The following is a 24,282-nucleotide window of genomic DNA, read 5'->3' on the forward strand; positions in this document are numbered from 1 at the left end:
AAATGCATGGCCACAGAAAAAATCGCTCTCGTCACCGGGGGCAGCGCCGGGCTGGGTGAGGACATCGCGCTCCACCTGCAGCGTGAAGGCTATAAGGTGTTGGTGTGCGGCCGACGCGCAGACAAGCTCGACGCGATGAAGGCGCGCGGGGTCGAGGCCTTTCAGTGCGACATCAGCAGCCGCGATGACATCGCACGCATGCACCAGTGGGTTGTGCAGGCCTATGGCGGGCTTGACGTGCTCGTGAACTGCGCCGGTATTGCGGTGCAGAGAAGCCCGTTTGTCGAGGCCTCGGTCGAAGACATCGAGCGCCTGGTCCAGACCAACGTCCTGGGCACGATGTTCGTGACCCAAGCCTTCTTGCCGCTCGTGATCGCGCGCAAGGGATCAGTCGTCAATTTCAGCAGCACCCTGGCCCAGCGGCCGCGCGCTGGATCGATTGCTTACTCGGCCACCAAGGGTGCGATTGAGGCCTTCACGCGGGCCTTGGCCATTGAGGCGGCCGAGCATGGCGTGCGGGTCAACTGCATCGCCCCCGCTCTGGTGCGCAGCGAAATCTACCTGGCGGCGGGCATGTCGGCCGCTGACTACGAAAAGCTGCTGGCTGCACGGGCCAAGGAGTTTCCGCTGCGCCGGGTGGGCGAGCCCGAGGATGTCACGGGCATGCTGTCCTACCTGGTGTCCGATTCAGCAGGGTGGATCACTGGCCTTTGCCTTCCCGTGGACGGCGGGGCGATGCTGCGCTAAGCGCCGTATGGGCGCGTTACCCGTCATCTCGCCAGACGTAGTCCTTGGCGGCGCCTTGGCGCTGCTGTCTTTGCTGACCTATGGCATCTGCATGGTGCTGGTGTCGGTGTGCGTACGTACCTTTCGCAGCGAGCCAGGGTCGCTGATTGCCGCTGCGGCCTGCATACCCGCAGGCATCTTGATTTCATGCTGGCAACTGGCATTTGGCGAGGTTCAAGTAGGGATCAGCGCGTGGGCCGTGGTGGCTTTTGCACTGGCCGGCATTTTTTCGACCTATCTGGGCCGGTGGCTGGTCTTCAAGTCGATTGAACTCAATGGACCTTCCGGGGCGTCGGCTCTGCAAAGCACCAGCCCCCTGCTCACCGCGGTTTTCGCGTGGGTGTTCCTCGGTGAAGTGATCGGCTGGGTGGGCATGCTGGGCATCACCATGGCGATCGTAGGTCTGGTGTCCATGAGCTTCGGCTTGCAGCGGCGTGCCGCTACCCACAAGACAGCGGCCGCGGCCTTGGCCTCTGCCAGTAGCGGGCGCTCGATGGTGTGGGCGAGCCTGGTAGTTGGCGTCGGTTCTTCCGTCGCGTATTCGGGCAGCCACATCTTTCGCGGCTCTGCCGTGCGGATCTGGAATGAGCCGCTCCTGGGTGCCACGATCGGCGCCGGTGCGGCACTCGTGGCCCTGCTTCTGGCGAGCCGGAGCAAGTGGCCCGAGTACAAGCAGGAAATCCTTGCCAACCGCAAGGGGGCCTGGCAGTTTGCAGGCATTGGCGTGCTTCAGTTTCTGGCGCAGACCCTGGTGATCGCGTCGATGAAGTACATCCCCGTTAGCGTGGCGGCCTTGGTTTCCATGTGCACCCCTCTGGTTGTGGTACCGATCAGCTACTTCATTCTGCGAAACGAGGAGAGGCTCAACGGGGTCATGTTCATTGGCATTCTCATCACCCTGTGCGGTACCTTGACCTCACTGGTTTTTGCGGGGCGTGCCTGACGGGTCTTCTACGCTTTGAGGCATGTCTTCGGCGTCTGTCCCCAACGCTTTTTGCGCCTGGTGCCAGTTGGCGAGATTCATGGCGTGCCCCCTCAGGTCCGTGCGGGTTTGGCAGCAGCGCGGGCTGCCGGATAGGACGCGAAGACGCTGTCCTGCCCGCGCCGGTCGATCAGCAGCACTTGGAAGGCATCTCGCCGGCTGCCATCTTCCATGCCTGGTGAGCCCACCGGCATACCCGGTACCGCCAGACCCAGGGCAACTGGCCGGGTAGCGAGCAGGCGCTTGATGTCCTGCGCAGGGACGTGTCCCTCGACGACATAGCCGCCCACCCGCGCGGTATGGCAACTTCCGAATTTTTCTGGCATCCCTAGCTGCTTGCGTGAGATTGCCGTGTCCGCGACATCGTTCACCTTGACCTGGAACCCATTGGCCTTCAGGTGATCTACCCAGGCGCCGCAGCAGCCGCAAGTGGCAGTCTTGAACACCTCGATCAGGTGTGGCTGGCTGCTGGTGGCCAGGGCCGACCGGGTGGCGGCGCCGGCGGCTAATGCGCCAGTGAGCGCCAAAACAAAGCTGCGGCGGCTCGGCGCTGTTGCCCAAGCCGTTTGCTCCTCGGGGGTGTGCTTCATTTGGATTCCTCGTAAATTCATGTTCGTTGAGGCGCCTCGGGGCACCCATACGGGTTCTGCCAGCGGGGTGCGCAAAGGCTCGGAGGCATGACCCTGGGCCTGCTGCGCACGCCCAGGCCCGGTCAGAACTTACGGGGAGGGCGTTCTAGGCCGTCGAGAACGACGCTGGCAACGGGGGAGGCCGAAGAAGGGAACCTCACCGGTCCTGCCGGGGCCTGAACCAGCAGGACCGTGGCAAGCGGGCTGGCCGCTGGCCCACCGGCGCAGCAACTGGCGCAGGCGCTGCATTGGCCCTGAGCCTTGACGTCGTGGTGGCTGCCTGGCTCGGCGGCGAAGCCCGCGGTGGCCAGGCCATTCAGGCCTGTGTCGGGCGACGGGGCGTGTCCATGAGAATGGACTGGGGGGTGGGCATTTGAATGTCCCTGCGCTTGGCCCTTCAAATAGGCCCAGCAGGTGGGCTGCGAACCCGGGGATCCAGCGACCCGGTCCCGCGCAAGCGAGGCCCGCGCCTGTCCTGTGGATGTATGGGCTGCCTCAGCGCCATGACCGCCCGCGCAGGTCGGCACCTGAGCCAGCGCGCCGCGCAGCGGCAGCAGCAGGGCGAGCAGGAGCAGAAGGCACAGGCGCGCAGAATTCATGCTGGAAAGATTAGCAGATCCCCTGCGCCTCGAAAGGCATGCCCCTCGCTCTGCTACGCTTTCAGGCATGACCTCGACGCCTGCCCCCGCCGACTTTCCCCGTCTTCCCCCGGTCGCCGCCGACCGCCTGCCCGCCCTCCTGCAAGCCATGCCCAAGGCGGAGCTGCATATGCACATCGAGGGCTCGCTCGAGCCCGAGCTTATTTTTCAGATCGCCCGTCGTAACGGCGTGGCCTTGCCCTACGCCAGCGTCGAAGACTTGCGCCGCGCGTATGCCTTCACCAACCTCCAGAGCTTTCTGGATATCTATTACGCCGGCGCCAGCGTGCTGCTGAAAGAGCAGGACTTCTACGACATGGCCTGGGCTTACTTGGAGCGCGCCCAGGCCGACAACGTCATTCACACCGAGATCTTCTTCGACCCCCAGACCCATACGGCCCGCGGCGTGCCGATGCAGACCGTGATCGATGGCCTGCACCGCGCCTGCCAGGACGCGCTGCCCAAGCTGGGCGTGAGCGCCAGTCTGATCCTCTGCTTTCTGCGTCACCTGAGTGAAGAGGAAGCCTTCCAGACCCTGGAGGAGGCGCTGCCCTTCATGGGTCGCTTCATCGGCGTGGGCCTCGATTCCAGCGAGGTCGGCCACCCGCCGGAAAACTTTGCCCGCGTCTTTGCACGCTGCCGCGAACTGGGCCTGCGCCTGGTGGCCCATGCCGGTGAGGAGGGGCCGCCGGCCTATATCTGGTCGGCCCTGGACGTGCTGCGGGTCGAGCGCATCGACCACGGCGTGCAGTCGATGCGGGACCCGGAGCTGGTCAAGCGGCTGGCCCGCGACCGCATGCCCCTCACGGTGTGCCCGCTGTCGAACCAGAAGCTGTGTGTCTTTCCGAACCTGGCGGACCACAACCTGGGTCGGCTGCTCGATGCCGGCGTGATGGCCACCGTCAACTCCGACGACCCGGCCTATTTCGGCGGTTACATGAACCAGAACTTCACCGAGACCTTTGCGGCGCTGGGGCTGGGTGCGCCGGCGGCCTACCGGCTGGCGCGCAACAGCTTCGAGGCAAGCTTTGCGAGCGCCGAGGCCAAGGTCGGCTGGATTGCGCGGCTGGACGACACCTTCGCCCGCTTCGCCTGAGGTCGCAAGCCCCGCCCTTACAATTCGCCCCGCGCCGCTGTGCCCCGCAGCGGCGCTTTTCTTTGTCCCGGGGCCATGTCGAGGAACACCATGTACAAAAACCTCGCTGCCGCCGCATTGGCGGCCGCCAGCGTCTTTCTTCCCACCGCTGCGTTGTACGCGCAATCCCCAGCCAAGGCACCCGCCGCCCCGACCTCTGCGCCGCTCAAGGTCGGCTTTGTCTATGTCACGCCCGTCACCCCCGCGGGTTGGGTCCGCCAGCACGAGGAGGGCCGCCAGGCCCTGCAAAAGGCATTGGGCCCGAAGGTGCAGACGCAATTCGTGGAGAACGTGGCCGAAGGCCCGGATGCCGAGCGCGTCATCCGCGACCTGGCGCGACAGGGCTACGGTCTCATCTTCACCCCCAGCTTTGGCTATATGGAGCCCACCATGGCGGTGGCGCGTGAGTTTCCGGAGGTGAAGTTCGAGTCCATCACCGGCTACAAAACCGCGCCCAACGTGGCCGCCGCCAACGCCCGCTACTACGAGGGTCGCTACCTTGCCGGTATCGCGGCCGGCCGAATGAGCAAGACCGGCGTGGCTGGTTATGTGGCGGGCTTTCCCATCCCCGAAGTGATACAGGGCATCAACGCCTTCACCCTGGGCATGCGCTCGGTCAACCCCAATGCCCAGGTCCGTGTGGTCTGGATCAACGAATGGTTCGATCCGCCGAAGGAGCGCGAGGCCGCCATGAGCCTCTTTGACCTTCAGGCCGATGTCGTTGCCTTTCACACCGCCTCTACTGCGGTCATGGCCGCAGCCCAGGAAAGAGGCCGGATGGCAGTGGCCTATCACTCCGACATGCGAAAGATCGGGCCCGACGCGCAGATCGTCGCCGTCACCCACCACTGGGGCGGCTACTACACCCGGCGCGCCCGCGAGGTGCTGGACGGCCGGTGGACCTCGAGCAATGTCTGGGGCGGAGTGAAGGAGGGCATGGTCCGCGTGGAGGGCTTTGGCACCAAGGTGCCCAAGGCGGTGCAGACCGAGGTGCTGGCGCGCCAGAGAGACATTGCCGACGGCCGCCTGAAGCCTTTTGCCGGCCCGCTCACCGACAACGACGGCCGAGCCCGGCTTCCGGCCGGCCAGGCGCTTTCCGACGAGCAGATTCTGGGCATGGACTGGCTGGTCGCCGGCGTGGTGGGCAAGGCTTCAAAATGAGGGCATGAGAGCCTACCGCGCCGCCCTGCTTCGATTTGACGACGAAGGACGCCCCGTCTACGACCCGGACGGTCTGCTGGTCGTCGGGCCGTCACCGGGCGCGTCAGGCGCGCCGGGGCCGCGCTCCGCAACAACCGCATCGGGCGTTCGCGTGGTCCGGGCCGCCGGGGCCTGGTCGGATCTCAAGGACCGCTTTCCCGGCGTGGTGGTGGAGCACTTGCCCGGTCGGCTGATCGCACCGGGCTTCATCGACCTGCATGTGCACTACCCGCAGACCGATGTGATCGGCTCCCCGGCCGAGGGCCTGCTGCCCTGGCTGGAGAACTACACCTTCCCGCACGAGTCACGCTTTTCAGATGCCGCCTATGCAGGACAGGTGGCCACTTTTTTTCTGGGCGAACTGCAGCGTCATGGCGTCACGACGGCCCTCACCTTTGCCACCTCTCACCCGGCCTCGGTCGACGCACTCCTGGGCCTGGCGCAAGGCCGTGGCCTGCGTCTGATCGCCGGTAAGGTGCTGCAGGATCGTCACAGCCCCGACGGCGTGCGGGATGAGACCGAGCAGTCCTTGCTCGACACGGAGGCCCTGATCCAGCGCTGGCACGGCCAGGGCCGCCTCGGCTATGCCATCACCCCGCGTTTCGCGCCCAGTTGCTCCGACGCGCAGATGCAGGGCGCTGGCGAGCTGGCGGCGCGCTACCCCGATGTCTGGATCCAGTCGCACGTGGCCGAGAACCGCGACGAGATCGCGTGGGTGCGTGAGCTTTATCCAGACGCCCGCAGCTACCTGGCGGTCTATGAGAAATTTGGCCTGCTGCGCGAGCGCGCCATCTACGCGCACTGCATCCACTTCGACGACGCCGACCGTGCGTTGATGCAGGCCACCGGCGCCGTGGCCGCGGTCAGCCCGACCAGCAACCTCTTTTTGGGAAGTGGTTTCTTCGACTACGCCGCGGCCGACCGGCAGGGCATGCGCTACGGCCTGGCCAGCGACGTGGGCGGCGGCACCAGCTTCTCCCCCTTTCACACCATGCTGGCGGCCTATTACGTGGGCCGCGAGGGCCACACCAAGGCCGGCCTGTCGCTGGCGCCCTCCCATCTGTGGTGGCAGCACACCGCCGGTGCCGCCCAGGCTTTGGGCCTTTCCGGCGTGGTGGGCAACCTGCAGCCCGGTTGCGAGGCCGACTTCGTGGTGCTCAACCCCCAGGCCACGCCCCTGCTGGCGCGCCGCAGCGCGCAGGCCGGCAACCTGGAGGAACTGCTCTTTTCGCTCATCGTCCTGGGCGATGACCGGGCGGTGCAGGCCGTGCACCTGGCCGGCGGCGCTGGCCTCGATCCCGCGGCCTAGCACGGCCCGCCTAAAATCCCGGCAGGAGCGTCCTCACATGACCATCAAAAGCGACAAGTGGATCCGCCGCATGGCGGAGCAGCACGGCCTGATCGACCCCTTTGAGCCCCAGCAGGTGCGCCAGGTTGATGGCCGGCGCGTTATCAGCTACGGCACATCCAGCTACGGCTACGACATTCGCTGTGCGCCCGAGTTCAAGGTGTTCACCAACATCCACAGCACGGTGGTCGACCCCAAGGACTTCGACGAAAAAAGCTTCGTCGACTTCCATGGTGACTCCTGCATCATTCCGCCCAACAGCTTCGCACTGGCGCGCACCGTGGAGTACTTCCGCATTCCGCGCAATGTGCTGACCATTTGCCTGGGCAAGAGCACCTATGCCCGCTGCGGCATCATCGTCAACGTGACCCCCTTCGAGCCGGAGTGGGAGGGCTATGTGACGCTGGAGTTCTCCAACACCACCCCGCTGCCCGCCCGCATCTACGCCGGCGAGGGTTGCGCCCAGGTGCTGTTCTTCGAGAGCGACGAGACCTGCGAAGTGAGCTACAAGGACCGTGGCGGCAAGTACCAGGGTCAGCGCGGCGTGACGCTGCCCAAGGCCTGAGCCGCTTCGATCGGTTTGCGGCTCACGGGTGAGCCACTCCGCCGCGATACGGCTCATGGGGTGAGCCGTATCGGCCTGCGATGCGGCTCATGGCACCGCCCAAGCCCTCCCAGGGCATGTCTTGGACCAGGTCTTGACGCAAGACCATTTCGGGCATGCCGCAGGTCTCTTCTCCGCCTGCAACGCCGACAGTGTCCTACGCACGTCCGGCCCCCGCGGCATAAGCATCGGGCCGATGAAGGTCGCGCCCTGGTTCTGGATCCTCGCGGCGCTCATCGCCTGCGCAGAGCTGCTGGCTTTTTCTGCGCTGTGCCAGGCGCAAGTGGACGGCGCGCAGGCTCGGCGGGTGGAAACGCAGTTGCAGGACGCGGTTTTTGGCTACTGTCTGGACCAGTTCGACGCCTTCAGCATCGGCCGTTGTCGGCTGCACTTCGCGCCCCGGCCGTGATCAGCCCTCCGCGCCCTCAATCAGAAAGCGCACCCGCCGCTGGCCCTGCCATTCATCGGCGTCGAGTCGGAAGGCCAGCCGCGCACGTGCTGGCAGCGGCTCGGTGTGGCCGAACCAGATGCCGTCCACCGGCTGACCCTGGTGCTTGAGCTTGAGCGCCAGATGCTTCTCGCCCACCAGACGCTGTGACAGCACCTCGAGCTCTTCGCTGAACACCGGCGGTGCGAAGCCCTGGCCCCACACCTGCTGCGAGAGTGCGTCCACCAGGTCGATACGGCGGTACTCCGGCGCCAGCGGTCCGTCGGTCTCCAGCCTGCGCAGCAGCGTGGCCGGCTCCAGCCATTCGGCGGCGACCTGCCGGAGCGCCTCCTCGAAGGTGTCCAGGTGCTCCTCGGCGATGGTGCAGCCCGCGGCCATGGCATGGCCACCGAAGCGAAGCAAAACGCCCGGGTGTCGCTTGGCGACCAGGTCGAGCGCATCGCGCAAATGAAAGCCCGGGATCGAACGGCCCGACCCTTTGAGCTCGTGCTCCTTGCCGGAGGCCTGGCTGGCGGCGAAGACGAAGGCCGGCCGGTGGAAGCGGTCCTTGATGCGTGAGGCGACGATGCCGACCACACCCTCGTGGAAGTCGGGGTCGAACACGCAGACGGCTGGCGGCGGCTCCTCACCCTCTTCGAAGAGAGATTGGGCAATTTCCATCGCCTGGTCGCGCATGTCGCCCTCGATGTCGCGGCGCTCACGGTTGATGCCGTCGAGGGTGCGCGCCAGTTCGTCGGCACGGGCCGCGTCGTCGGTGAGGAGGCACTCGATGCCCAGCGTCATGTCGGACAGGCGGCCGGCGGCGTTGATGCGCGGCCCCAGCGCGAAGCCGAAGTCGCCGCTGCTGGCGATCTCGGGTTTGCGGCCGGCGGCACGAAAAAGCGCAGCCAGGCCAGCAGGCATGCTGCCGGCGCGGATGCGGCGCAGTCCTTGTGCGACCAGCCGGCGGTTGTTGGCGTCGAGCTTGACCACGTCGGCGACGGTGCCAAGCGCCACCAAAGGCAGCAGCGCATCGAGCCGAGGTTGCAGGACTGGTGCCCCCACGCTCCCCGCTGCGCGTGGTTCGCTGCCCCCCGAGGGGGCTGCCCCGCCTTGGGGCGGCCCGGCGGCGGGGCGCACATCAAACACGCCGCGCGCGCGCAGCTCGGCGCGCAGCGCCAGCAGCACATAAAACATCACGCCCACGCCCGCTACCGACTTGCTCGGGAACTCGCAGCCGGGTTGGTTGGGGTTCACGATCACTGCCGCAGCGGGCAACTGCGCGCCGGGCAGGTGGTGGTCGGTGACCAGCACTTGCAGGCCCAGGGCGTTGGCGGTGGCCACGCCCTCGACGCTGGCGATGCCGTTGTCCACGGTGATCATCAGGTCGGCGCCTCGCGCCTTCACCCGCTGGGCGATGGGCGGCGTGAGACCGTAGCCGTCCACCACCCGGTCGGGCACCAGGTACTCGACATGCGTCGCGCCCAGCATGCGCAGGCCGCGCACCGCGACCGCGCAGGCCGTGGCGCCGTCACAGTCGTAGTCGGCCACGATGCACAGGCGCCGCTGGGCGGCAATGGCGTCGGCCAGCAGCCGGGCGGCGTCCTGCGCGCCCTTCATCTGGTCGGGAGGGATCAGTCGGGCCAGGCCCTCGTCAAGGTCGGCTTTGTCCTGCACGCCGCGGGCGGCGAAGAGGCGCGCGAGCAGCGGGTGGATGCCGGCCTGCTCCAAGGCCCAGGCGGCGCGCGGCGGAACGTCGCGGGTGATGAGTTTCATAAGGTGTCCAGAACGTGGGCCGGGCGGGGGCTGCGCCAGAGAGCGCTGGCCCGGGAGATCGCGCGTGAGATCGCGCGGGGGAGGCTCTGTCCGCCGCCCGAACGAGGCCCGAAGGCGGCGGCGGCGCGCTCGCCCGCCAAGGTCAGGTAGACCGCGCGGCCCGCCTCGAGCGCCTGCAGCAAGGGCGGCAGGGCCTCGTCGTCGAGCTGCTGCCAGGCCAGGCCCCAGGCGGCGGCGTCGCCCTCCATCGTGGGCCCTCGCAGGCGCTCATCAAGGCGGACTTCGGCCAGGCCGGATGCCGGACCCGACGCCGCCCACCCCACTGGCAGCGCGCCTGCGCCGTCGACCCAGAAGGAGTTCACCGGCAGCAGGCCGCGCTGTTCGCGGGCTTCGTTCACCGGGTGGGTGTAGAGCAGCATCTGCATCTCTTGTTGCAGGCGCCGGATCGGCCTCGCCGCGGCGGTGCGGGGCAGCCAGTCGTCGACCCGGCGGCCGATCACCCGATCGAGGCTGGCGCAGGGCAGACCTTGCAGCAGGTCGCCACGCGCGGTCCAGCACAGCGCCCGCTCCCACTGCACGGCTAACCCGTCCTCGGTGAAGTAGGGCTGCATCGCGGCCAGCAGGGTTTGCGACTCCTCGTCGGAGAGTTGCAAGGCCTCGGGGTCGCGCAGGGCGATGTGGTCGCTGCCCACCGCCCAGTGGCAGGGCGTGAGGCGGGCGAATGCTTGACCGTCTGGGGCTGGACCGTCCGGGGCTGCGCTGTCAAAGCGCCCACCGTCAATGTTTGCACCGCCCGGGAGTCGCCCCGCGCTGGCCTGCCGCCAGGCGGCCCAGGGCAGGTAGCCGTCCTCGCCGGGCAGGCCGAGGGCGCGGGCCTGCGCGCGCTCATGGGGCAGGCTCAGGGTGCGCTCGGGCTCGCGCTCGGCCGGCGCAACCTCGTCGGGCAGCCGTTCCAAGCGGGACAGCAACCGGGTCAGGTGGGGCAGGCGCAGGCCGGCCAGGGTCTGCCGGCGGGCGTCGTCCGTGGCGCCGGCGTGGGACACGATCAGGTGCAGGGCAGTGTCCGTCATGGTCCCTATTGTCCCGGATGCCACAATCCCCCCCATGGCCATCCCGGGGTCCCCGGGGCGCTCTTCGACCTCGCCAACCTGTTCCACCCGCGGCATGCAAGTCCCCTACGAACTGCTCCTGGGCTGGCGCTACACCCGCGCCGGCCGCGCCGCGCGCCGCAACGGCTTCATTTCCTTCATTTCTGGCGTGTCCATGTTGGGCATCGCCCTGGGCGTGGCCGCGCTCATCATCGTGCTCTCGGTGATGAACGGTTTCCAGAAGGAAGTGCGTGACCGCATGCTGGGCGTCGTCTCCCACATCGAAATCTATGGCGTGGGCGGGCAGCCCCTGGCCGACCTGGCGCAAACCCTCGCCCAGGCCCGTCGCCACCCGCAGGTGCAGGCGGCGGCTCCCTTCGTCGCCACCCAGGCGCTGTTGGCGCGCGGCGAGGATATGCGCGGCACGCTGGTGCGCGGCATCGACCCGGCGCTCGAGCCTGAGATCACCGCCCTGGCCCGCTCACTGAAGGACGGGCCCTTCGCCCGCCTGGTACCTGGCGAGTTTGGCCTGGTGGTGGGCGCCGAGCTGGCCCGCCAGCTGGCTCTGCGCGAGGGCGATGCGGTCACCCTCATCGCGCCCGGCGGCCAGGTGACGCCAGCCGGCGTGCTGCCCCGCCTCAAGCAGATGAAGGTGGTGGGCGTGTTTGACGCCGGCCACTTCGAGTTCGACAGCGGCCTGGTGATGATGCACATCGAGGATGCGCAGCGCCTGTTCCGGCTCGAGGGGCCCACCGGCGTGCGCCTGCGCCTGGCCGACCTGCACCGCGCGCCTGAGGTCGGAGCCCAGTTGGCGGCCACGTTGGGCGATGCGGTGGTGGTGCGCGACTGGACAAAGCAAAACCGCACCTGGTTTGCCGCGGTGCAGCTTGAAAAGCGGATGATGTTCATCATCCTCACCCTGATCGTGGCGGTGGCCGCATTCAATCTGGTGAGCACCCTGGTGATGACGGTGACCGACAAGCGCGCCGACATCGCCATCTTGCGCACCCTGGGCGCAAGCCCGGCCAGCATCATGGGCGTGTTCGTGGTGCAGGGGGCCATGGTGGGCGTCATTGGCACCCTGTCTGGCCTGCTGCTGGGGCTGGGGGTCGCGTTCAACATCGGCGTCATCGTGCCGGCCATTGAGCGAGCGCTCGGTGCGAGCTTTCTGCCGCGGGACATCTACCTGATCAGCGCCATGCCCAGTGACCCGCAGTCCGCCGATATCGTGCCGATCGCGCTCATCTCCCTGGTGCTGGCCTTCCTGGCCACGCTCTACCCGAGCTGGCGTGCCAGCCGGGTCAACCCGGCGGAGGCCCTGCGCTATGAGTGAGCCAGCCCTGCGAGATGTGGTGCTGCAGGCCCAAGGCCTGTCCAAGCGCTTTGCCGAAGGCGGGCTCGACGTCGAAGTGCTGCAAGGCATCGACCTGCAGGTGCGCGCCGGCGAAACGGTGGCCATCGTCGGCGCCTCGGGCTCGGGCAAGAGCACCTTGCTGCATATGCTGGGCGGCCTGGACGCGCCGACCCGGGGCGAGGTACACCTGATGGGCCAGCCGCTGGCCCGCCTGGGCGCCGCCGAGCAAGGGCGCCTCCGCAATGCGCACCTGGGCTTTGTTTACCAGTTTCACCACCTCTTGCCCGAGTTCAGTGCTCTCGACAACGTAGCCATGCCCCTGCGCATTCGCCGCCTGCCGCAAGCCGAGGCGCAGGCCCGTGCCCGCGAGGTCTTGGTCTCGGTGGGTCTGGGGGGCCGTGAGCGGCATCGGCCGTCTGAGCTCTCGGGCGGCGAGCGTCAGCGGGTGGCCATTGCGCGCGCCCTGGTCACCCAGCCGGCCTGCGTGCTGGCCGACGAGCCCACGGGCAACCTGGACCGCGGCACGGCTGAACAGGTGTTCGAGCGGATGATGCAGCTGGCCCGCGAGGCTGGCACCGCCTTCGTGGTGGTGACGCATGACGAACAACTGGCGGCACGCTGCGGTCGGGTGCTTCGCCTCGAGCGCGGCCAACTGGTCCCGCCAGTCTGATACGACGGGCCGCTGGAACTACTTGCCGCCGCCAGCGCCTTTGGCCTCGGAAGCGCCCGAAGGGAGACCCCTCGCCGAGGCCGGGCTCGGCGCAGCGTCCACCAGCGATCCACGAGCCCCTGCGCCCGGGGGTTTGTAGGCTTCCAGCGTCTGGCGCATGAAGGCACGCACCCGTTCGTCCGGCGCGAGCACTGAGCTGCTGCCCGCCCCGGACTCGCCCCGGCCAGAAGGACTGCCCTTTTTGAAAAGCCGCATCAGATCCCGATGTTCCGCAGGTGTGAGGTCTTGGCAAGCCAGAAGGCACATCCGCTCGAGCACAGGCCAAGCCTTGGGGCCGCTGACTGGCGGTTCTGCGTCAATCAAGTACTTGCGTGCGCCTTGCAAGCCGTAGATGCCGACGCACACATGGTGGAGTACAAGGGCGTGCAGCGCCTGCTGGGGGGGCGTCTGTTCCGAGTGGATGTAGCCCCAGCTCCCGATAACACCATGCAGTTGGATGGTCGGCGCCAAGCGGCACAGGGCGTGCAGGCGCATGTCCAGCGAGGTTTGCGCTGTCTGGAAGTTGCGGCAGGCCGCCATTTTGGGCTCGACCTCTTTGAGGGTGGCCTCAAGTGCCTCAAAGCTGGCAGGTGTGTTCTTTCCGAAGTGTCGCTCGGCGACAAGCTCCAGAAACAGGGCCTGCCGGTGGCGGTTGTAGGGGGTGTTTGTTCTTTCGTCCTGAGGCTCGTCGACCCAGCTGGAAAACTGCTCCCAATGAGCCTTCAATTCATGGTGAGAAGACGCGTCCAGTATTCGCGTCAGCTCGGGGCGCAGCGCTTCGGCCCGGGCCCTTGCGCTGGCTTCGGTTTCGGGGGGCCGTGCAGGTCGGGATGCGCCCGCCGTCGTCCCCATGGCCGTGCCCGGCTCGGTGTCCCTCTCGGTGTCGCTTTCCCTATCCGCTCGCGTGTCCGTTTCGGCGCCCGCCTCGGGGCCGAGCAACCGGATCAGAGCCCACTCGCGATTAGACGGATTTGTGAGCGGGTCCGGCCGGCCAGACGCCGCAATGGCTTTGCCGACCGCTGCGCCCCGCTCGCTGCGCTGGCCCAGGCGCGTCGCCATGGCGCTGAAAGACGCGCTGAAGGAGGCGCGGCCCCGCTCCATGAGCGACTGCGAGCTGGGTTGGCGCACATGCCTGGAAGCGGGTGTCGATGCGGGCGTGGACCCTGATACGGAGGCTGGCCCGGGCGCCGGGGTCGCCGGCCTCGCCGGTGGGGAGGGCCGAATGTCTTTGTAGGGCGACGGAAATGCGATGTCGGAGGAGGGAACACTGGCGCGCGAGGCCAGTGCGGATGTGGGCTGTGCCAAACGAGACGCTGGCGCCGCTGGCGTCGCGAAGGCGGCCGGCCGTGCCGCGCTTGCGGGGGTGCCCGGAGTGGCCGGGGTGGGGGCGGGGGTCGCAGCCGCACCAGTGGCTGCGGCCGCAGCGGCGCGCGAGGTTTGCGGAGTCCCAGTGAGTGGGCCGGTGGGGCGGAGCATGGCGTTTTCCTGTGCCGAAGTGGACGATCCGGCGAGACTAGGAGCGCAGCCGATATGCGTGTGACTCTCTGCTGACGCATGCGCCTCTTCTGGGGCCTCTTCTTGGGCCTGTTCCTGGGCGGGTGCTTTTACCTCTGACGTTCAGGTCGACACGTTCATCGCTACTGGCACCCTCGGAAGCTCATCCGGTGCTTGACCCTTTGGGCGTCTTGCCATCCACCGCGGGCCGCGACGGCGCCTGGCGTCCACCGGGCTCCAGCGGCAACAGGCTGCGTATCTCGACACCTCGCATGAGCAACTCGGTTCGAAGTGGCTCATGCACCGTAGCGGCCAGGTCGGTGAGGCTGCTGATTGCGCGGAGGCGCAGTGTCCTGGCGGCGGCGGCCCCCGGCGGCTGCAGCGCACGCAACATGAATTCGCGCAGTCGCAGTACGACCCGCAGGCCCTGCTCTGGCAGGCCGATCGGCACGGGCAGTTTCAGGCACAGGCTGGCGAGCCGCCCACTCTCGGCCACCGTCAAGCCGCCGCAGGCTTGACGCATCATGTGAAACTGAACGGTCCACACGTCTGTCGTGTCTCCGGACAGTCGCCCAAAGACCTCCGGACTGATCAGCTCTTGTCTGGTCGCCTGCACCCCCTGGAAGGCGATGCGCAGGGAGAGAATGACCAGCGCCCGTAGCGTCTGTTCATCGCCAGTTTCGTGCGCGGGCAGTGATTCCCAATTGCTCAGGTGCCAGACGATCTCTTCCCTGGAGGTGTGGTATAGCAGGGCCCGCAGGCGGTGGGCCAGCGCCTGGAGTGTGGGCCCCTTGTCGCTGGCGGACGCGAACAGGGGTCGGGCCTCCTCCAGCGTGCGGGAGATCTCTGCGGAACGATGAAGGGGTTTGCCATTGAACAGGCGCGCAGCCACCAGCTCGAGCAGCTGCGCCTGCATGTGCAGGACGAAAGACGCCCTGGCGCCCCCCGCGTCCGCGGGTCCCGCCTGACCGCACAACGATGTCCAGAGAGCCTGCAACTCCTCGCGTCCTGACCATTGAATCACCTGCGCCAGATCGGGTCGCAGCCCTTGGGCGCGCGTTTGGGCCTGGGCTTCGCTCAGGCCTGCGCCCCGGTCGGGGTGCGTGAGCCTGGCGATCGCCGCCCTGCGCAATGGGGCGGTGGCCAAGGCGCCGGGCGCGCCCGCTCGCTCGATGTCCTGCCGCACCGAAGAAGCTCGGACGCGGCGCTGCTGCAGAGGGCGGCCCAAGCGGTCCAGCGACCGGCTGCGAGGCGTCGCTTGGCGACTGCTTGGGGCATTCAATGGAGCAGAGGTGGTGTCCGTTCCCAGCAACTGCACCTGCCGCACTTGCCCGTGGTGCGAGGCTGCCGTTTCGCCAGGGGAGGGCGCGCTGTTGCGTCTGGTCAGCACAGGCGGGGCGCCGGAGGGCGTGGGGGAGGGCCGTTGCGCCGGCTGGGCCGGCTGTGAATCTTGTGAGGCCCGGGCCGTTAGCGGCGCAGCTGCGGCAGCGCGCGAGGTGGCGCCTGGACGGATGCCAGAGGAAGTCAGGCTGAACATGGGAGACCTTCGCTAACCCGGGTGGAGACCCTGGTCGATTTCCGGCCAGCGTAGGGTCGGGGACTGTCTGCGCGTGACTTTGCGCTGACACGGCGCGGGGCGCGTCCGTGACGGATTTCACGAATTGCGCGAAGCGTCGCTACAGGATCCGGTTGAACCACCACACCGACAGCCCCGCCGCCGCCAGGGCGAGTGCGGCGGCCAGCAGGGCCAGCAGACCGGCGACCTCGGTTTCCTTTTTCTCGACCGTGAGCCGGGTGCTCAGGTGCTCGTACACCTTCTTGAGGTCTTGTGCGGTGCCCGCATAGAAGTACTCGGCCGCACTCTTGTTGGCGATCTGCTTGAGCGTCGCCTCATCGAGGCGCACCCGCATGCTCCAACCCTCAAAGCCAATGGTCTCGCCGTCGACGGTACCGATGCCCACGGTGTAGACCTTGACCCCGCGGTCGGCGGCCATCTTGGCCGCGTCCAAAGGGTCGACGCCAGTGGTGCGTTGGCCGTCGGTGAGCATGATGATGGCCGCCGAGGAATAGCTGCCGGCGGGCACAGGCGTGAAGGGCTTGGCCTCCTTCTTCTCAGCGTCGATCGGCGCAGCCTGCGGCCGAAAGCGTCCGCCACCGCCGCCTTGCATCGCCGCCAGCTCGATGCCCTGCCCGGGGAAGAGGGTGTCCAGCGAGATGACGATGGCGTTGCCGGTAGCGGTGCCGCGCTGCATCTGGAAGCGGTCGATGGCGGTGACCAGATCCTCCCGGTTGACGGTGGGCAACTGCGCCACCTGGGCCGCTCCGGCAAAGGCCACGATGCCCACCTTGACGTCGCGCGGCAGCTCCTCGAGAAAGGCTTTGGCCGCAGCTTGCGCCGCCACCAGACGATTGGGTTGCACGTCGGTGGCGCGCATACTGCCCGACACGTCCATGGCCAAGATGATGGTCTGCTGGGTGGAGGGCAGGGTGATGGTGGCCACCGGCCGCGCGGAGGCCAGCAACATGGCTGCCAGCGACAGCAGGAAGAGCGCGGGCGGCAGGTGCCGCCGCCAGCCCGGACCGCGGCCCATGGCCTCTTTGACAATCGAGAGCGAGGCATAGCGCACCGCCAGCTTCTTGCGCCGGCGTTGCAGCCAGATGTACAGCAGGACGACCAGCGGCAGCGCCAGCAGCATCCAGAGTTGGTTGGGCCAGAGGAAATGCATAGTTCAGACTCCGGTTCAGGCCGCGGGCACGGGCTGTGTGTTCACGGACCGCAGATGGGAGGGCAGGCTGGCACCCGAGAGGCGGGCGCGGCGCCGGCGCATCTCAATGAAGCGCACCAGCGCGTCAACCAGGTCGCCGTCGGTGGCCAGCTCCAGGGTGTCGACGCCGGCCTGGGCCAGGCCCTCGTGCAGTTGCGCCTCGCGCTCGGCGGCGATGCGGGCAAAGCGCTGGCGAAAGCCCTTGTCGTGCGTGTCTACCAGCAGTTGCTCGCCGGTTTCTGCGTCGCGCAGGGTGATGAGGCCCAGGTCGGGCAGCTCGAGCTCCAGCGGGTCGAGTACCCGCACCGCCACCACCTCATGGCGCTGGGCCAGGCGCGCCAGCGCCTTTTCCCAGCCGGGCTCGCTGATGAAGTCAGAGACCACGAAGACGGTCGAGCGTCGGCGTGCCAGCCCGGCGGCGGCGTCCAGCAGGTCCTTGAGTTGCGTCGGTCGCCCTTCGGCCAGCACGGGCCGGCCTTGCAGCGCGTGCAGCAGACGCAGCACATGACGGCGGCCGCTGCCAGTGGGGATGACGGTGTCCACGCCCTGGCCATAGAGCAAGGCGCCAACGCGGTTGCCGTGGCGGGTGAGAAGTCGCGCCAGCACGGTGGTGAATTCGGCGACGAGCTCGCGCTTGGCCCGCTCGCCCGAGCCGAAGTCCACCGAGGGGCTCAAATCCAGCAGGAACCAAGCCGCCATCTCGCGGTCTTCGGTGAACACGCGCACATGGGGCTGCCCCTGGCGCGCGGTGACGTTCCAGTCGATGTGGCGCACATCGTCGTGCGCCTGGTACTCGCGCAGGTCGGCCAGGTCGATGCCGGCGCCGCGCATCAGGGTGCGGTAGTCGCCTTGCAGCAGGCCGTCGAGTCGGCGCAGCACCTTCCACTCGAGTCGGCGCAGCAGGGCCTCGGCGCGGCCGCTGATGGCGGTGGCCGGTGTGGGCGCTGCTGCGGCAGAGCCGGGGGCGGGGTTGCGCAAGGCCATGGGTTGGCAGGTGTCGCTTGGGCGCCTCAGTCGGCCGCTTGGGCCTCGTGCTCGAGCGGCCGGGCGGGCGCCGGGACACGGCTCATGATCTGGGTGATAAGGGCGTCGGCATCCATGCCTTCTGACAGCGCCTCGTAGGACAGCACGATGCGATGGCGCAGCACGTCATGCACCAGGTCGCTCATGTCCTCGGGCAGGGCGTAGTTGCGGCCCCGCATCAAGGCCAGGGCGCGCGCACCCTCGGCCAGCGAGATGGTGGCGCGCGGGCTGGCGCCAAAGGTGATGAAGCGGCGCAGCTCCTCCAGCCCGTGGCGTTCAGGCCGGCGGGTGGCCGAGACCAGCTTGACCGCGTACTGCAACATGGAGGGGTCGAGATAGACCGCACGCGCGGCCTTTTGCAGCGCCGCGAGTTGCCAGGTGGTGGCCACCGCGGTCACCTCCACCTTCGGGCCGATCACCCGCTCGGCGATGACGTACTCCTCCTCCTCGGTGGGATAGTCGACCAGCACCTTCATCATGAATCGGTCGACCTGGGCCTCCGGCAGCGGGTAGGTGCCTTCGGTCTCGATCGGGTTCTGTGTGGCCATGACCAGAAAGGGGTCGGGCACCCGGTGGCTTTCGCCGGCGATGGTGACCTGGCGCTCCTGCATCACCTCGAGCAGCGCGCTTTGCACCTTGGCCGGGGCGCGGTTGATCTCGTCGGCCAGCAGCAGGTTGGCAAACACCGGGCCCAGCGCGGTGGTGAACTCGCCCGTGCCCTGGTTATAGACCCGCGTGCCAATCAGGTCGGCAGGCACCAGATCGGGCGTGAACTGAATGCGCTTGAAGTTGCCCTGCACGGTAGCCGCGAGGGTTTTGACAGTGAGCGTCTTGGCCAGGCCGGGCACACCCTCGACCAGCAGGTGGCCCTGGGCGAGCATGGCCACCATGACCCGCTCGAGGAAGCGGTCTTGGCCAACGACGACCCGCTTGACCTCATAGAGGATCTGCTCCATCAGCTTGGCGGTGGTGGCGTCGGGGGCGCTGGCGTTCATGCGGGTCTCCGTGTCGGCGGGCTGGGGTGCCCAGGGATGTGGTGGCTGAAAGTGTTCGGAGTGGGCGGGTGTGACCGGTCTCTGGCAGGCAGCGCTGCTAGAAAGGCGGCACGCCCACGGCTGAAGCGGCGTTTTCGATAGGCACTGCAAAACCGATGCCCAGGAAGGTGCGGGCGGATGTCGGATTGAGGATGGCAGTCACGATGCCCACCACCGCACCGTCCATGGTGACCAGGGGCCCGCCGGAGTTGCCCGGGTTGGCTGCGGCGTCGAACTGGATCAGGTTGCGCAGTGAATGGCCGCCTTCGGGCGAACGGAAGGCCCGGCCCAGGCCCGAGACCACTCCGCCCGAGGCGGACGGCCCGATGCCGAAGGGAAAGCCCACCGCCATCACCTTGTCGCCCGGTGCCAACTCGCCCGTGCCCTTCATGGTGGCGGCAAACAGGTCGTCGGGAATCTTGTGTGCCTGCAGCACCGCCAGGTCATTCTCGGGCTGCACGTTGACCACCGACGCCGTGGCCTCGAGGCCGTCGGCGAAAGTGACGGTGATGCGGTCGGCGCCCGAGACCACGTGCAAATTGGTGAGGATCAGGCCCTTGTCGACGATGACCACGCCGGTGCCCACCCCCAGGCGGACTTCGCCCTCTTGGGCGCCCTCGTCCTCGTCGACTGACGGCGGCGCCTTGGGTCCGGAGGCTCCGGGTGTGGCCCTGCCTGCGGGGCCAGCCCCGGGCTTGCCCTTGGCGAGCGCTTGCAGGCGCTCGCGCTTGATGTAGCCGGCAACCCGGACCACCGAGGGACGGATGGCGTCGTAGGCCTTGGCGTATTCGGAGGGAAGCTCTTGCGTCTCAAGCGTCTTGAGCACCGCCGCGTCAATGTCCTGCTGGGTGATGCGCCGCTGCCCGAGCTGCTGCGAGACGCTCCAGGTGAGAAGGGCTGCCAGCACCAGGACCAGCATCCACAACGACTGCAGGCTGGTGGGTCGGCGCAGCCAGCGGCGAAGGCGGCCCTGTGGCTTGGCCAGCGTCGCCGGGGGGCTCCCGCTGTCCGGGGCCTGCGCTGCGGCGGTGGCTGTGGCTGTGGTGTCGTCAGCGCGGGCGGCCGGCACGGGCTGCCCTGGGACGGTCGCACGGGGGGTGGGTGCGGTTCGGCGGGCGCCGGGTCGACTGCTGCTGTAAAGGGGAGGCCGGCGCATGCTGTGACTGTGACTACGTGACTGGACCTGTTTTACGGTAACACGGATCGCCGGCCCTTGCATCCGCACTCGCACCGAGTGAGATCCGTCGCCAGTGCGCCGCGGGCGCGCCCCAGACCCAGGCGTTAGCCGTTGGCTCTTTCGCAGGCATGGGGCGCGGGCATGGGCGTTCGGCGTGTTTGGGCCTGAGGCCCTCCCTTGTCTGGTGCATCATCTCTGGGTGACTGCCTGGATCGATACCCACTGCCACCTGGATGCGCCCGAATTTGAGGCCGATCGGTCGGCAGTGCGGGCGCGGGCGCGCAGTGCCGGTGTGCGGCTGTGTGTCATTCCTGCGGTGGCAGCGACCCACTTCGAGGCGGTGCGGGCGCTGGCGCACCAGCATGGGGACGGCTACGCCCTGGGTATCCATCCCTTGATCACGCCGCAAGCCAGCGAGGCTGACCTCGCCCGGCTGGATGAGGCCCTGGCCCTGCACCGGCAGGACCCCCGCCTGCTGGCGGTGGGCGAGATCGGGCTGGACTATTTTCTGCCGGGCTTGGACCGCGAGCGCCAACTTTTCTTCTACCGGGAGCAGCTGCGCCTGGCGCGTCGTCACGGGCTGCCGGTCCTCCTGCATGTGCGGCGCTCGGCAGACACTTTGCTGCGCGAGTTGCGGCGCCAGCCGGTGGGTGGCATTGCCCATGCCTTCAACGGCAGCACCCAGCAGGCGCATGCCTTTCTCGACCTCGGCTTTGCCCTGGGCTTTGGCGGCACGCTCACTTTCGAGCGCGCCTTGCAGGTGCGCCGGCTGGCCTGTGAGCTGCCGCTGTCGGCCCTGGTGCTGGAGACCGACGCCCCCGACATCCCGCCGCATTGGTTGTACGAGACGGCAGCGGCGCGGGCTGGCGGCCAGCCGCAGGGCCGCAACGAGCCCGGTGAGCTGCCAGCCATCGGTCGCGTGCTTGCCGGCCTGCGCGGCATGGCGCCCGAGGCCCTGGCCGAGGCCACCGCGCGCAACGCGGGCGCCGTGCTGCCACGCCTGGCGTCCTTGGCGCTTTTGGCGCGCGATGGCGCCGACCCGGGACCCGGTCCGGATACGGATAATCCTCGGCCGTGACCCTTCCTCCTTTTTCTCCCGCGCCAGCCGCCCCCGGCGCCGGGCGCAAGCTACCGGCCGCCGTCCTGCCCGAAGTCCATTTTTCCGACCACGGGCCAGTCCGCTATCTGCACCTGGGCACCGACTGGGTGCAGGGCGCAATGCGTCTGGACGATCCCTATGCCCTCGACCTGGAGTACATCCAGCGCATGATGGCCTGGCTGCTGTTCGTTGAACCCACTTCGGTGATGGGTCGGCATGCGATGCAGCTGGGCTTGGGAGCCGCCGCCCTGACCAAGGCCTGCCGCAAGACGCTGCGCATGACCACCACCGCGATCGAACTCAACCCGCAGGTGGTGGCGGCCTGCCGCTTGTGGTTCAAGCTGCCGGCCGACGACGCTCGGCTTTCGGTCATCCTCGGTGACGCCGCCGAGGTGGTGGCCAGCGAGCATTGGGCCGGCCGCATCGACGCGCTGCAGGTCGACCTGTATGACCATGAAGCCGCAGCACCTGTGCTGGACTCGCCCGAGTTCTATGCCGGCTGCAGGCGCCTGCTCACCGAGGACGGCTGCATGAGCGTCAACCTGTTCGGCCGACACGCCAGCTTCGAGCGCAGCCTGGGGCACATCACCGCCGCCTTCGACGACGCCTGCGTTTGGTCTTTCCGCCCGACCCGCGAGGGCAACACGGTGGTTCTGGCCCGGCGCCAGCCGGGGCAACCGCCGCGGGCCGAGATGCTCGAGCGGGCGGCCGTCATCGAGGCGCGTTGGCGCCTGCCCGCGCGCAAGTGGGTGCGCGGACTGCAGCCGCCGCCCTGAAGGTGGGCATGCGGCAGATCGCGCCGCGTGGTGCCCAGAAGTGCTGATGCCTGCCGATGCATGGCGATTTGCATGGCGCTAGAAGCGGACGCGCCCTAGGGTTTATCCCGGGGGCAGGTAGGTGGAACCCACATTCCCCTGCTCGGGCTTTCCTCCCAAAATGCGACGGTCATTAACACGCGTCGAGGAGTTACTGCGTGAAGATCAAGAGTCAAAAAGATTTCTTTGCTGGCCTGATGTATCTGGTCATCGGAGGCGCTTTCGCCTGGGGCGCCACCGGCTACACCGTCGGGAAGGCCTCCCGCATGGGGCCTGGCTACTTCCCACTGCTGTTGGGGTCCATCCTGGCCCTCATCGGCGCCTTCGTTCTCTTCAAGGCCTTGGTGGTCGGCACCGAGGACGGAGAGAAGATCGGCTCCATCGCCTGGAAGCCGTTGGGGTACATCATTGGCTCTAACCTGGCCTTCGGCATTCTGCTGGGGGGGCTCCCCTCCATCGGCGTGCCGGCCATGGGCCTGATCGTCGCCATCTTCGCGTTGGTCTTCATCGCGAGTCGCGCAGGGGATGTGTACAAGGTCAAGGAGGTTTTCATCCTGTCGATCTTTCTCGCCATCCTGAGCTACCTGGCCTTCATCAAATTGCTGAACCTGCAGTTCCAGGTGTGGCCTTCCTTCATCGTGAATTGAGCGCGGAGCCGACATGGAATTATTCAATAACCTCGCCATCGGTTTCGGCGCAGCGTTCACGCTGCAAAACCTGCTTTACTGCTTCATCGGCTGCGTTCTGGGCACGCTGATCGGGGTGCTCCCGGGCATTGGCCCGGTGGCCACCATCGCGATGCTGCTGCCCGCCACCTACGCGCTGCCTCCGTTGGCCGCGCTGATCATGCTGGCCGGTATTTACTACGGTGCCCAGTACGGCGGATCAACCACCGCCATTTTGGTGAACCTGCCCGGAGAGTCCTCCTCGGTGGTGACAACCATTGACGGCTACCAGATGGCGCGTCAGGGCCGAGCGGGCCCCGCGCTCGCGGCGGCCGGCATGGGCTCGTTCTTCGCCGGTTGCGTCGGCACCTTGATCCTGGCCGCCTTTGCTGCGCCGCTGACCGAGGTGGCCTTCAAGTTCGGCCCTGCCGAGTACTTCTCCCTGATGGTCCTGGGCCTGATCGGCGCGGTGGTGCTGGCCTCGGGTTCCCTGATCAAAGCCATTGGCATGATCGTGCTGGGTCTCCTGATGGGCCTGATCGGTACCGACGTGAACTCCGGCGTTGCCCGCTACTCCTTCGACATTCCCGAGCTGACCGATGGCATCGGCTTCATCGTCGTCGCCATGGGCGTGTTCGGTTATGGCGAGATCATCTCCAACCTGTCCAAGAAGGACGAGGACCGGGAAGTGTTCACTGCCAAGGTGCATGGCCTGTTCCCGACCCTGGCAGACTTCAAGCACATGTTGCCTGCGGTGCTGCGTGGTACCACCATCGGCTCGTGCCTCGGCATCTTGCCGGGCGGTGGCGCGCTGCTGTCCGCCTTTGCGGCCTACACCATCGAGAAAAAGGTCAAGCTCAAGTCTGGAGAAATTGCGTTCGGCAAGGGCAACATCCGTGGCGTGGCTGCACCGGAATCGGCAAACAACGCCGGTTCGCAGACCTCCTTCATTCCGCTGCTGACGCTGGGCATTCCGCCCAACGCCGTGATGGCGCTGATGGTGGGCGCGATGACCATCCACAACATCCAGCCGGGTCCGCAGGTCATGACCAGCAACCCGCAGCTGTTCTGGGGTCTGATCGCCTCGATGTGGCTCGGCAACGCCATGCTGATCATCTTGAACCTGCCGCTGATCGGCATCTGGATCAAGCTGCTGACCATCCCCTACCGCTGGCTGTTCCCCGCTATCGTGCTGTTCTGCGCGATTGGTGTGTACTCGACCAACAACAACACCTTCGACATCTGGATGGTCGCCATCTTCGGTGTGGTCGGTTACACGTTCATCAAGCTGGGTTGCGAACCTGCACCTTTGCTCTTGGGCTTCATCCTGGGCCCGATGATGGAAGAAAACCTGCGCCGCGCCATGCTGCTGTCGCGCGGCGACTGGAGCGTGTTCGTCACCCGTCCGCTGTCGGCCAGCCTGCTGGCGGTCGCCGTGCTGCTTCTCATCATCGTGTTGCTGCCCTCCATGAAGAGCAAGCGAGAGAACGTCTTCAAAGAAGAAGACTGAGGCCTGGCCTCACCCAGCGAAAAG

The 24,282-nt window shown here is 67.5% G+C and carries 23 protein-coding genes; 13 read left to right on the forward strand and 10 right to left on the reverse strand.

Features of this window, described 5'->3' with window-relative positions; translation table 11 throughout:
* Nucleotides 1-6 precede the first annotated feature (6 nt).
* Both QE494_RS06910 and QE494_RS06915 read left to right on the forward strand, forming a co-directional pair.
* Nucleotides 7-747 carry an SDR family NAD(P)-dependent oxidoreductase gene (locus QE494_RS06910; protein WP_300042177.1) on the forward strand — a complete coding sequence of 247 codons (741 nt, stop codon included), beginning with the start codon at nucleotides 7-9 and terminating at the stop codon, nucleotides 745-747.
* A gap of 7 nt (nucleotides 748-754) precedes the next feature.
* On the forward strand, nucleotides 755-1,729 hold the full coding sequence (locus QE494_RS06915) for a DMT family transporter (RefSeq protein WP_300042178.1): 975 nt from the start codon (nucleotides 755-757) through the stop codon (nucleotides 1,727-1,729).
* A gap of 92 nt (nucleotides 1,730-1,821) precedes the next feature.
* Here the strand turns inward: QE494_RS06915 and QE494_RS06920 are convergent, their stop codons facing one another.
* Entirely contained in the window at nucleotides 1,822-2,358 is a 537-nt protein-coding gene (locus QE494_RS06920) for a DUF411 domain-containing protein (RefSeq protein ID WP_300042179.1), read from the reverse strand.
* A 705-nt stretch (nucleotides 2,359-3,063) separates the two neighbouring features.
* On the opposite strand from QE494_RS06920, the gene QE494_RS06925 reads away from it, so the two are divergent.
* The 4 genes from QE494_RS06925 (at nucleotide 3,064) to dcd (ending at nucleotide 7,283) form a co-directional block, all read left to right on the forward strand.
* Nucleotides 3,064-4,131, forward strand: coding sequence for an adenosine deaminase (locus tag QE494_RS06925; protein ID WP_300042180.1), 1,068 nt, complete (start codon nucleotides 3,064-3,066; stop codon nucleotides 4,129-4,131).
* A 90-nt stretch (nucleotides 4,132-4,221) separates the two neighbouring features.
* On the forward strand, nucleotides 4,222-5,331 hold the full coding sequence (locus QE494_RS06930) for a BMP family ABC transporter substrate-binding protein (RefSeq protein ID WP_300042181.1): 1,110 nt from the start codon (nucleotides 4,222-4,224) through the stop codon (nucleotides 5,329-5,331).
* Between the two features lie 4 nt (nucleotides 5,332-5,335).
* A complete protein-coding gene (gene guaD / locus QE494_RS06935; RefSeq protein WP_300042182.1) occupies nucleotides 5,336-6,679 on the forward strand; it encodes a guanine deaminase in 1,344 nt (447 codons plus the stop codon).
* A 37-nt stretch (nucleotides 6,680-6,716) separates the two neighbouring features.
* On the forward strand, nucleotides 6,717-7,283 hold the full coding sequence (dcd, locus tag QE494_RS06940; RefSeq protein ID WP_300042183.1) for a dCTP deaminase: 567 nt from the start codon (nucleotides 6,717-6,719) through the stop codon (nucleotides 7,281-7,283).
* Nucleotides 7,284-7,305: 22 nt separating this feature from the next.
* On the opposite strand, the gene QE494_RS06945 is transcribed toward dcd, so the two are convergent.
* Entirely contained in the window at nucleotides 7,306-7,440 is a 135-nt protein-coding gene (locus QE494_RS06945; protein ID WP_300042184.1) for a hypothetical protein, read from the reverse strand.
* 78 nt (nucleotides 7,441-7,518) lie between these two features.
* Between QE494_RS06945 and QE494_RS06950 the strand changes: the two genes are divergently transcribed.
* Nucleotides 7,519-7,731 carry a hypothetical protein gene (locus tag QE494_RS06950; protein WP_300042185.1) on the forward strand — a complete coding sequence of 71 codons (213 nt, stop codon included), beginning with the start codon at nucleotides 7,519-7,521 and terminating at the stop codon, nucleotides 7,729-7,731.
* Here the strand turns inward: QE494_RS06950 and recJ are convergent, their stop codons facing one another.
* Nucleotides 7,732-9,525, reverse strand: a complete 1,794-nt coding sequence (gene recJ / locus QE494_RS06955) for a single-stranded-DNA-specific exonuclease RecJ (protein ID WP_300042186.1) — start codon at nucleotides 9,523-9,525, stop codon at nucleotides 7,732-7,734. It lies immediately after the preceding gene.
* Nucleotides 9,522-10,595, reverse strand: coding sequence for a phosphoglycerate mutase (locus QE494_RS06960; RefSeq protein ID WP_300042187.1), 1,074 nt, complete (start codon nucleotides 10,593-10,595; stop codon nucleotides 9,522-9,524). The genes recJ and QE494_RS06960 overlap by 4 nt, the downstream gene beginning before the upstream one ends.
* A gap of 94 nt (nucleotides 10,596-10,689) precedes the next feature.
* Between QE494_RS06960 and QE494_RS06965 the strand changes: the two genes are divergently transcribed.
* Entirely contained in the window at nucleotides 10,690-11,946 is a 1,257-nt protein-coding gene (locus QE494_RS06965; RefSeq protein WP_300042188.1) for a lipoprotein-releasing ABC transporter permease subunit, read from the forward strand.
* Nucleotides 11,939-12,637 (forward strand): lipoprotein-releasing ABC transporter ATP-binding protein LolD, encoded by a 699-nt coding sequence (lolD, locus tag QE494_RS06970; RefSeq protein WP_300042189.1) that lies wholly within the window; start codon nucleotides 11,939-11,941, stop codon nucleotides 12,635-12,637. The genes QE494_RS06965 and lolD overlap by 8 nt, the downstream gene beginning before the upstream one ends.
* 18 nt (nucleotides 12,638-12,655) lie before the next feature.
* Here lolD and QE494_RS06975 read toward each other — a convergent pair whose 3' ends face one another.
* The 6 genes from QE494_RS06975 to QE494_RS07000 form a co-directional block, all read right to left on the reverse strand.
* A complete protein-coding gene (locus QE494_RS06975) occupies nucleotides 12,656-13,402 on the reverse strand; it encodes a hypothetical protein (RefSeq protein WP_300042190.1) in 747 nt (248 codons plus the stop codon).
* 931 nt (nucleotides 13,403-14,333) lie between these two features.
* Nucleotides 14,334-15,398: a hypothetical protein gene (locus QE494_RS06980; protein ID WP_300042192.1), complete on the reverse strand. Its 1,065-nt coding sequence runs from the start codon at nucleotides 15,396-15,398 to the stop codon at nucleotides 14,334-14,336.
* Nucleotides 15,399-15,846: 448 nt separating this feature from the next.
* Nucleotides 15,847-16,896 (reverse strand): VWA domain-containing protein, encoded by a 1,050-nt coding sequence (locus QE494_RS06985; protein ID WP_300042193.1) that lies wholly within the window; start codon nucleotides 16,894-16,896, stop codon nucleotides 15,847-15,849.
* Nucleotides 16,897-16,911: 15 nt separating this feature from the next.
* Nucleotides 16,912-17,919, reverse strand: a complete 1,008-nt coding sequence (locus tag QE494_RS06990; protein WP_300042194.1) for a DUF58 domain-containing protein — start codon at nucleotides 17,917-17,919, stop codon at nucleotides 16,912-16,914.
* A gap of 26 nt (nucleotides 17,920-17,945) precedes the next feature.
* Nucleotides 17,946-18,953: a MoxR family ATPase gene (locus tag QE494_RS06995; protein ID WP_300042195.1), complete on the reverse strand. Its 1,008-nt coding sequence runs from the start codon at nucleotides 18,951-18,953 to the stop codon at nucleotides 17,946-17,948.
* Between the two features lie 97 nt (nucleotides 18,954-19,050).
* Complete coding sequence (locus QE494_RS07000) at nucleotides 19,051-20,061, reverse strand: S1C family serine protease (RefSeq protein WP_300042196.1); 1,011 nt, start codon at nucleotides 20,059-20,061, stop codon at nucleotides 19,051-19,053.
* A 307-nt stretch (nucleotides 20,062-20,368) separates the two neighbouring features.
* On the opposite strand from QE494_RS07000, the gene QE494_RS07005 reads away from it, so the two are divergent.
* The 4 genes from QE494_RS07005 to QE494_RS07020 all read left to right on the forward strand — a co-directional run bounded on the left by QE494_RS07005 (nucleotide 20,369) and on the right by QE494_RS07020 (nucleotide 24,258).
* Nucleotides 20,369-21,247: a TatD family hydrolase gene (locus QE494_RS07005; RefSeq protein ID WP_300042197.1), complete on the forward strand. Its 879-nt coding sequence runs from the start codon at nucleotides 20,369-20,371 to the stop codon at nucleotides 21,245-21,247.
* 65 nt (nucleotides 21,248-21,312) lie between these two features.
* Nucleotides 21,313-22,044, forward strand: a complete 732-nt coding sequence (locus QE494_RS07010) for a spermidine synthase (RefSeq protein WP_300042210.1) — start codon at nucleotides 21,313-21,315, stop codon at nucleotides 22,042-22,044.
* Nucleotides 22,045-22,241: 197 nt separating this feature from the next.
* Entirely contained in the window at nucleotides 22,242-22,730 is a 489-nt protein-coding gene (locus QE494_RS07015) for a tripartite tricarboxylate transporter TctB family protein (RefSeq protein ID WP_300042198.1), read from the forward strand.
* Nucleotides 22,731-22,743: 13 nt separating this feature from the next.
* The gene (locus tag QE494_RS07020; protein WP_300042199.1) at nucleotides 22,744-24,258 is read left to right on the forward strand and encodes a tripartite tricarboxylate transporter permease; all 1,515 of its coding nucleotides are present in this window, start codon (nucleotides 22,744-22,746) and stop codon (nucleotides 24,256-24,258) included.
* Nucleotides 24,259-24,282 lie beyond the last annotated feature (24 nt).

Origin of the sequence: Ramlibacter sp., from assembly GCF_029866045.1 — a bacterium.
Lineage (GTDB): Bacteria > Pseudomonadota > Gammaproteobacteria > Burkholderiales > Burkholderiaceae_C > Ramlibacter.

Coding starts and splice junctions, on each gene's coding strand:
- guaD (WP_300042182.1), top strand. CDS start 5,336: ATGAGAGCCTACCGCGCCGCCCTGCTTCGATTTGACGACGAAGGACGC.
- QE494_RS07020 (WP_300042199.1), top strand. CDS start 22,744: ATGGAATTATTCAATAACCTCGCCATCGGTTTCGGCGCAGCGTTCACG.
- QE494_RS06965 (WP_300042188.1), top strand. CDS start 10,690: ATGCAAGTCCCCTACGAACTGCTCCTGGGCTGGCGCTACACCCGCGCC.
- QE494_RS06950 (WP_300042185.1), top strand. CDS start 7,519: ATGAAGGTCGCGCCCTGGTTCTGGATCCTCGCGGCGCTCATCGCCTGC.
- QE494_RS06985 (WP_300042193.1), bottom strand. CDS start 16,896: ATGCATTTCCTCTGGCCCAACCAACTCTGGATGCTGCTGGCGCTGCCG.
- QE494_RS06920 (WP_300042179.1), bottom strand. CDS start 2,358: ATGAAGCACACCCCCGAGGAGCAAACGGCTTGGGCAACAGCGCCGAGC.
- QE494_RS06925 (WP_300042180.1), top strand. CDS start 3,064: ATGACCTCGACGCCTGCCCCCGCCGACTTTCCCCGTCTTCCCCCGGTC.
- lolD (WP_300042189.1), top strand. CDS start 11,939: ATGAGTGAGCCAGCCCTGCGAGATGTGGTGCTGCAGGCCCAAGGCCTG.
- dcd (WP_300042183.1), top strand. CDS start 6,717: ATGACCATCAAAAGCGACAAGTGGATCCGCCGCATGGCGGAGCAGCAC.
- recJ (WP_300042186.1), bottom strand. CDS start 9,525: ATGAAACTCATCACCCGCGACGTTCCGCCGCGCGCCGCCTGGGCCTTG.
- QE494_RS06930 (WP_300042181.1), top strand. CDS start 4,222: ATGTACAAAAACCTCGCTGCCGCCGCATTGGCGGCCGCCAGCGTCTTT.
- QE494_RS06990 (WP_300042194.1), bottom strand. CDS start 17,919: ATGGCCTTGCGCAACCCCGCCCCCGGCTCTGCCGCAGCAGCGCCCACA.
- QE494_RS06995 (WP_300042195.1), bottom strand. CDS start 18,953: ATGAACGCCAGCGCCCCCGACGCCACCACCGCCAAGCTGATGGAGCAG.
- QE494_RS06945 (WP_300042184.1), bottom strand. CDS start 7,440: ATGCCCGAAATGGTCTTGCGTCAAGACCTGGTCCAAGACATGCCCTGG.
- QE494_RS06915 (WP_300042178.1), top strand. CDS start 755: ATGGGCGCGTTACCCGTCATCTCGCCAGACGTAGTCCTTGGCGGCGCC.
- QE494_RS06960 (WP_300042187.1), bottom strand. CDS start 10,595: ATGACGGACACTGCCCTGCACCTGATCGTGTCCCACGCCGGCGCCACG.
- QE494_RS06910 (WP_300042177.1), top strand. CDS start 7: ATGGCCACAGAAAAAATCGCTCTCGTCACCGGGGGCAGCGCCGGGCTG.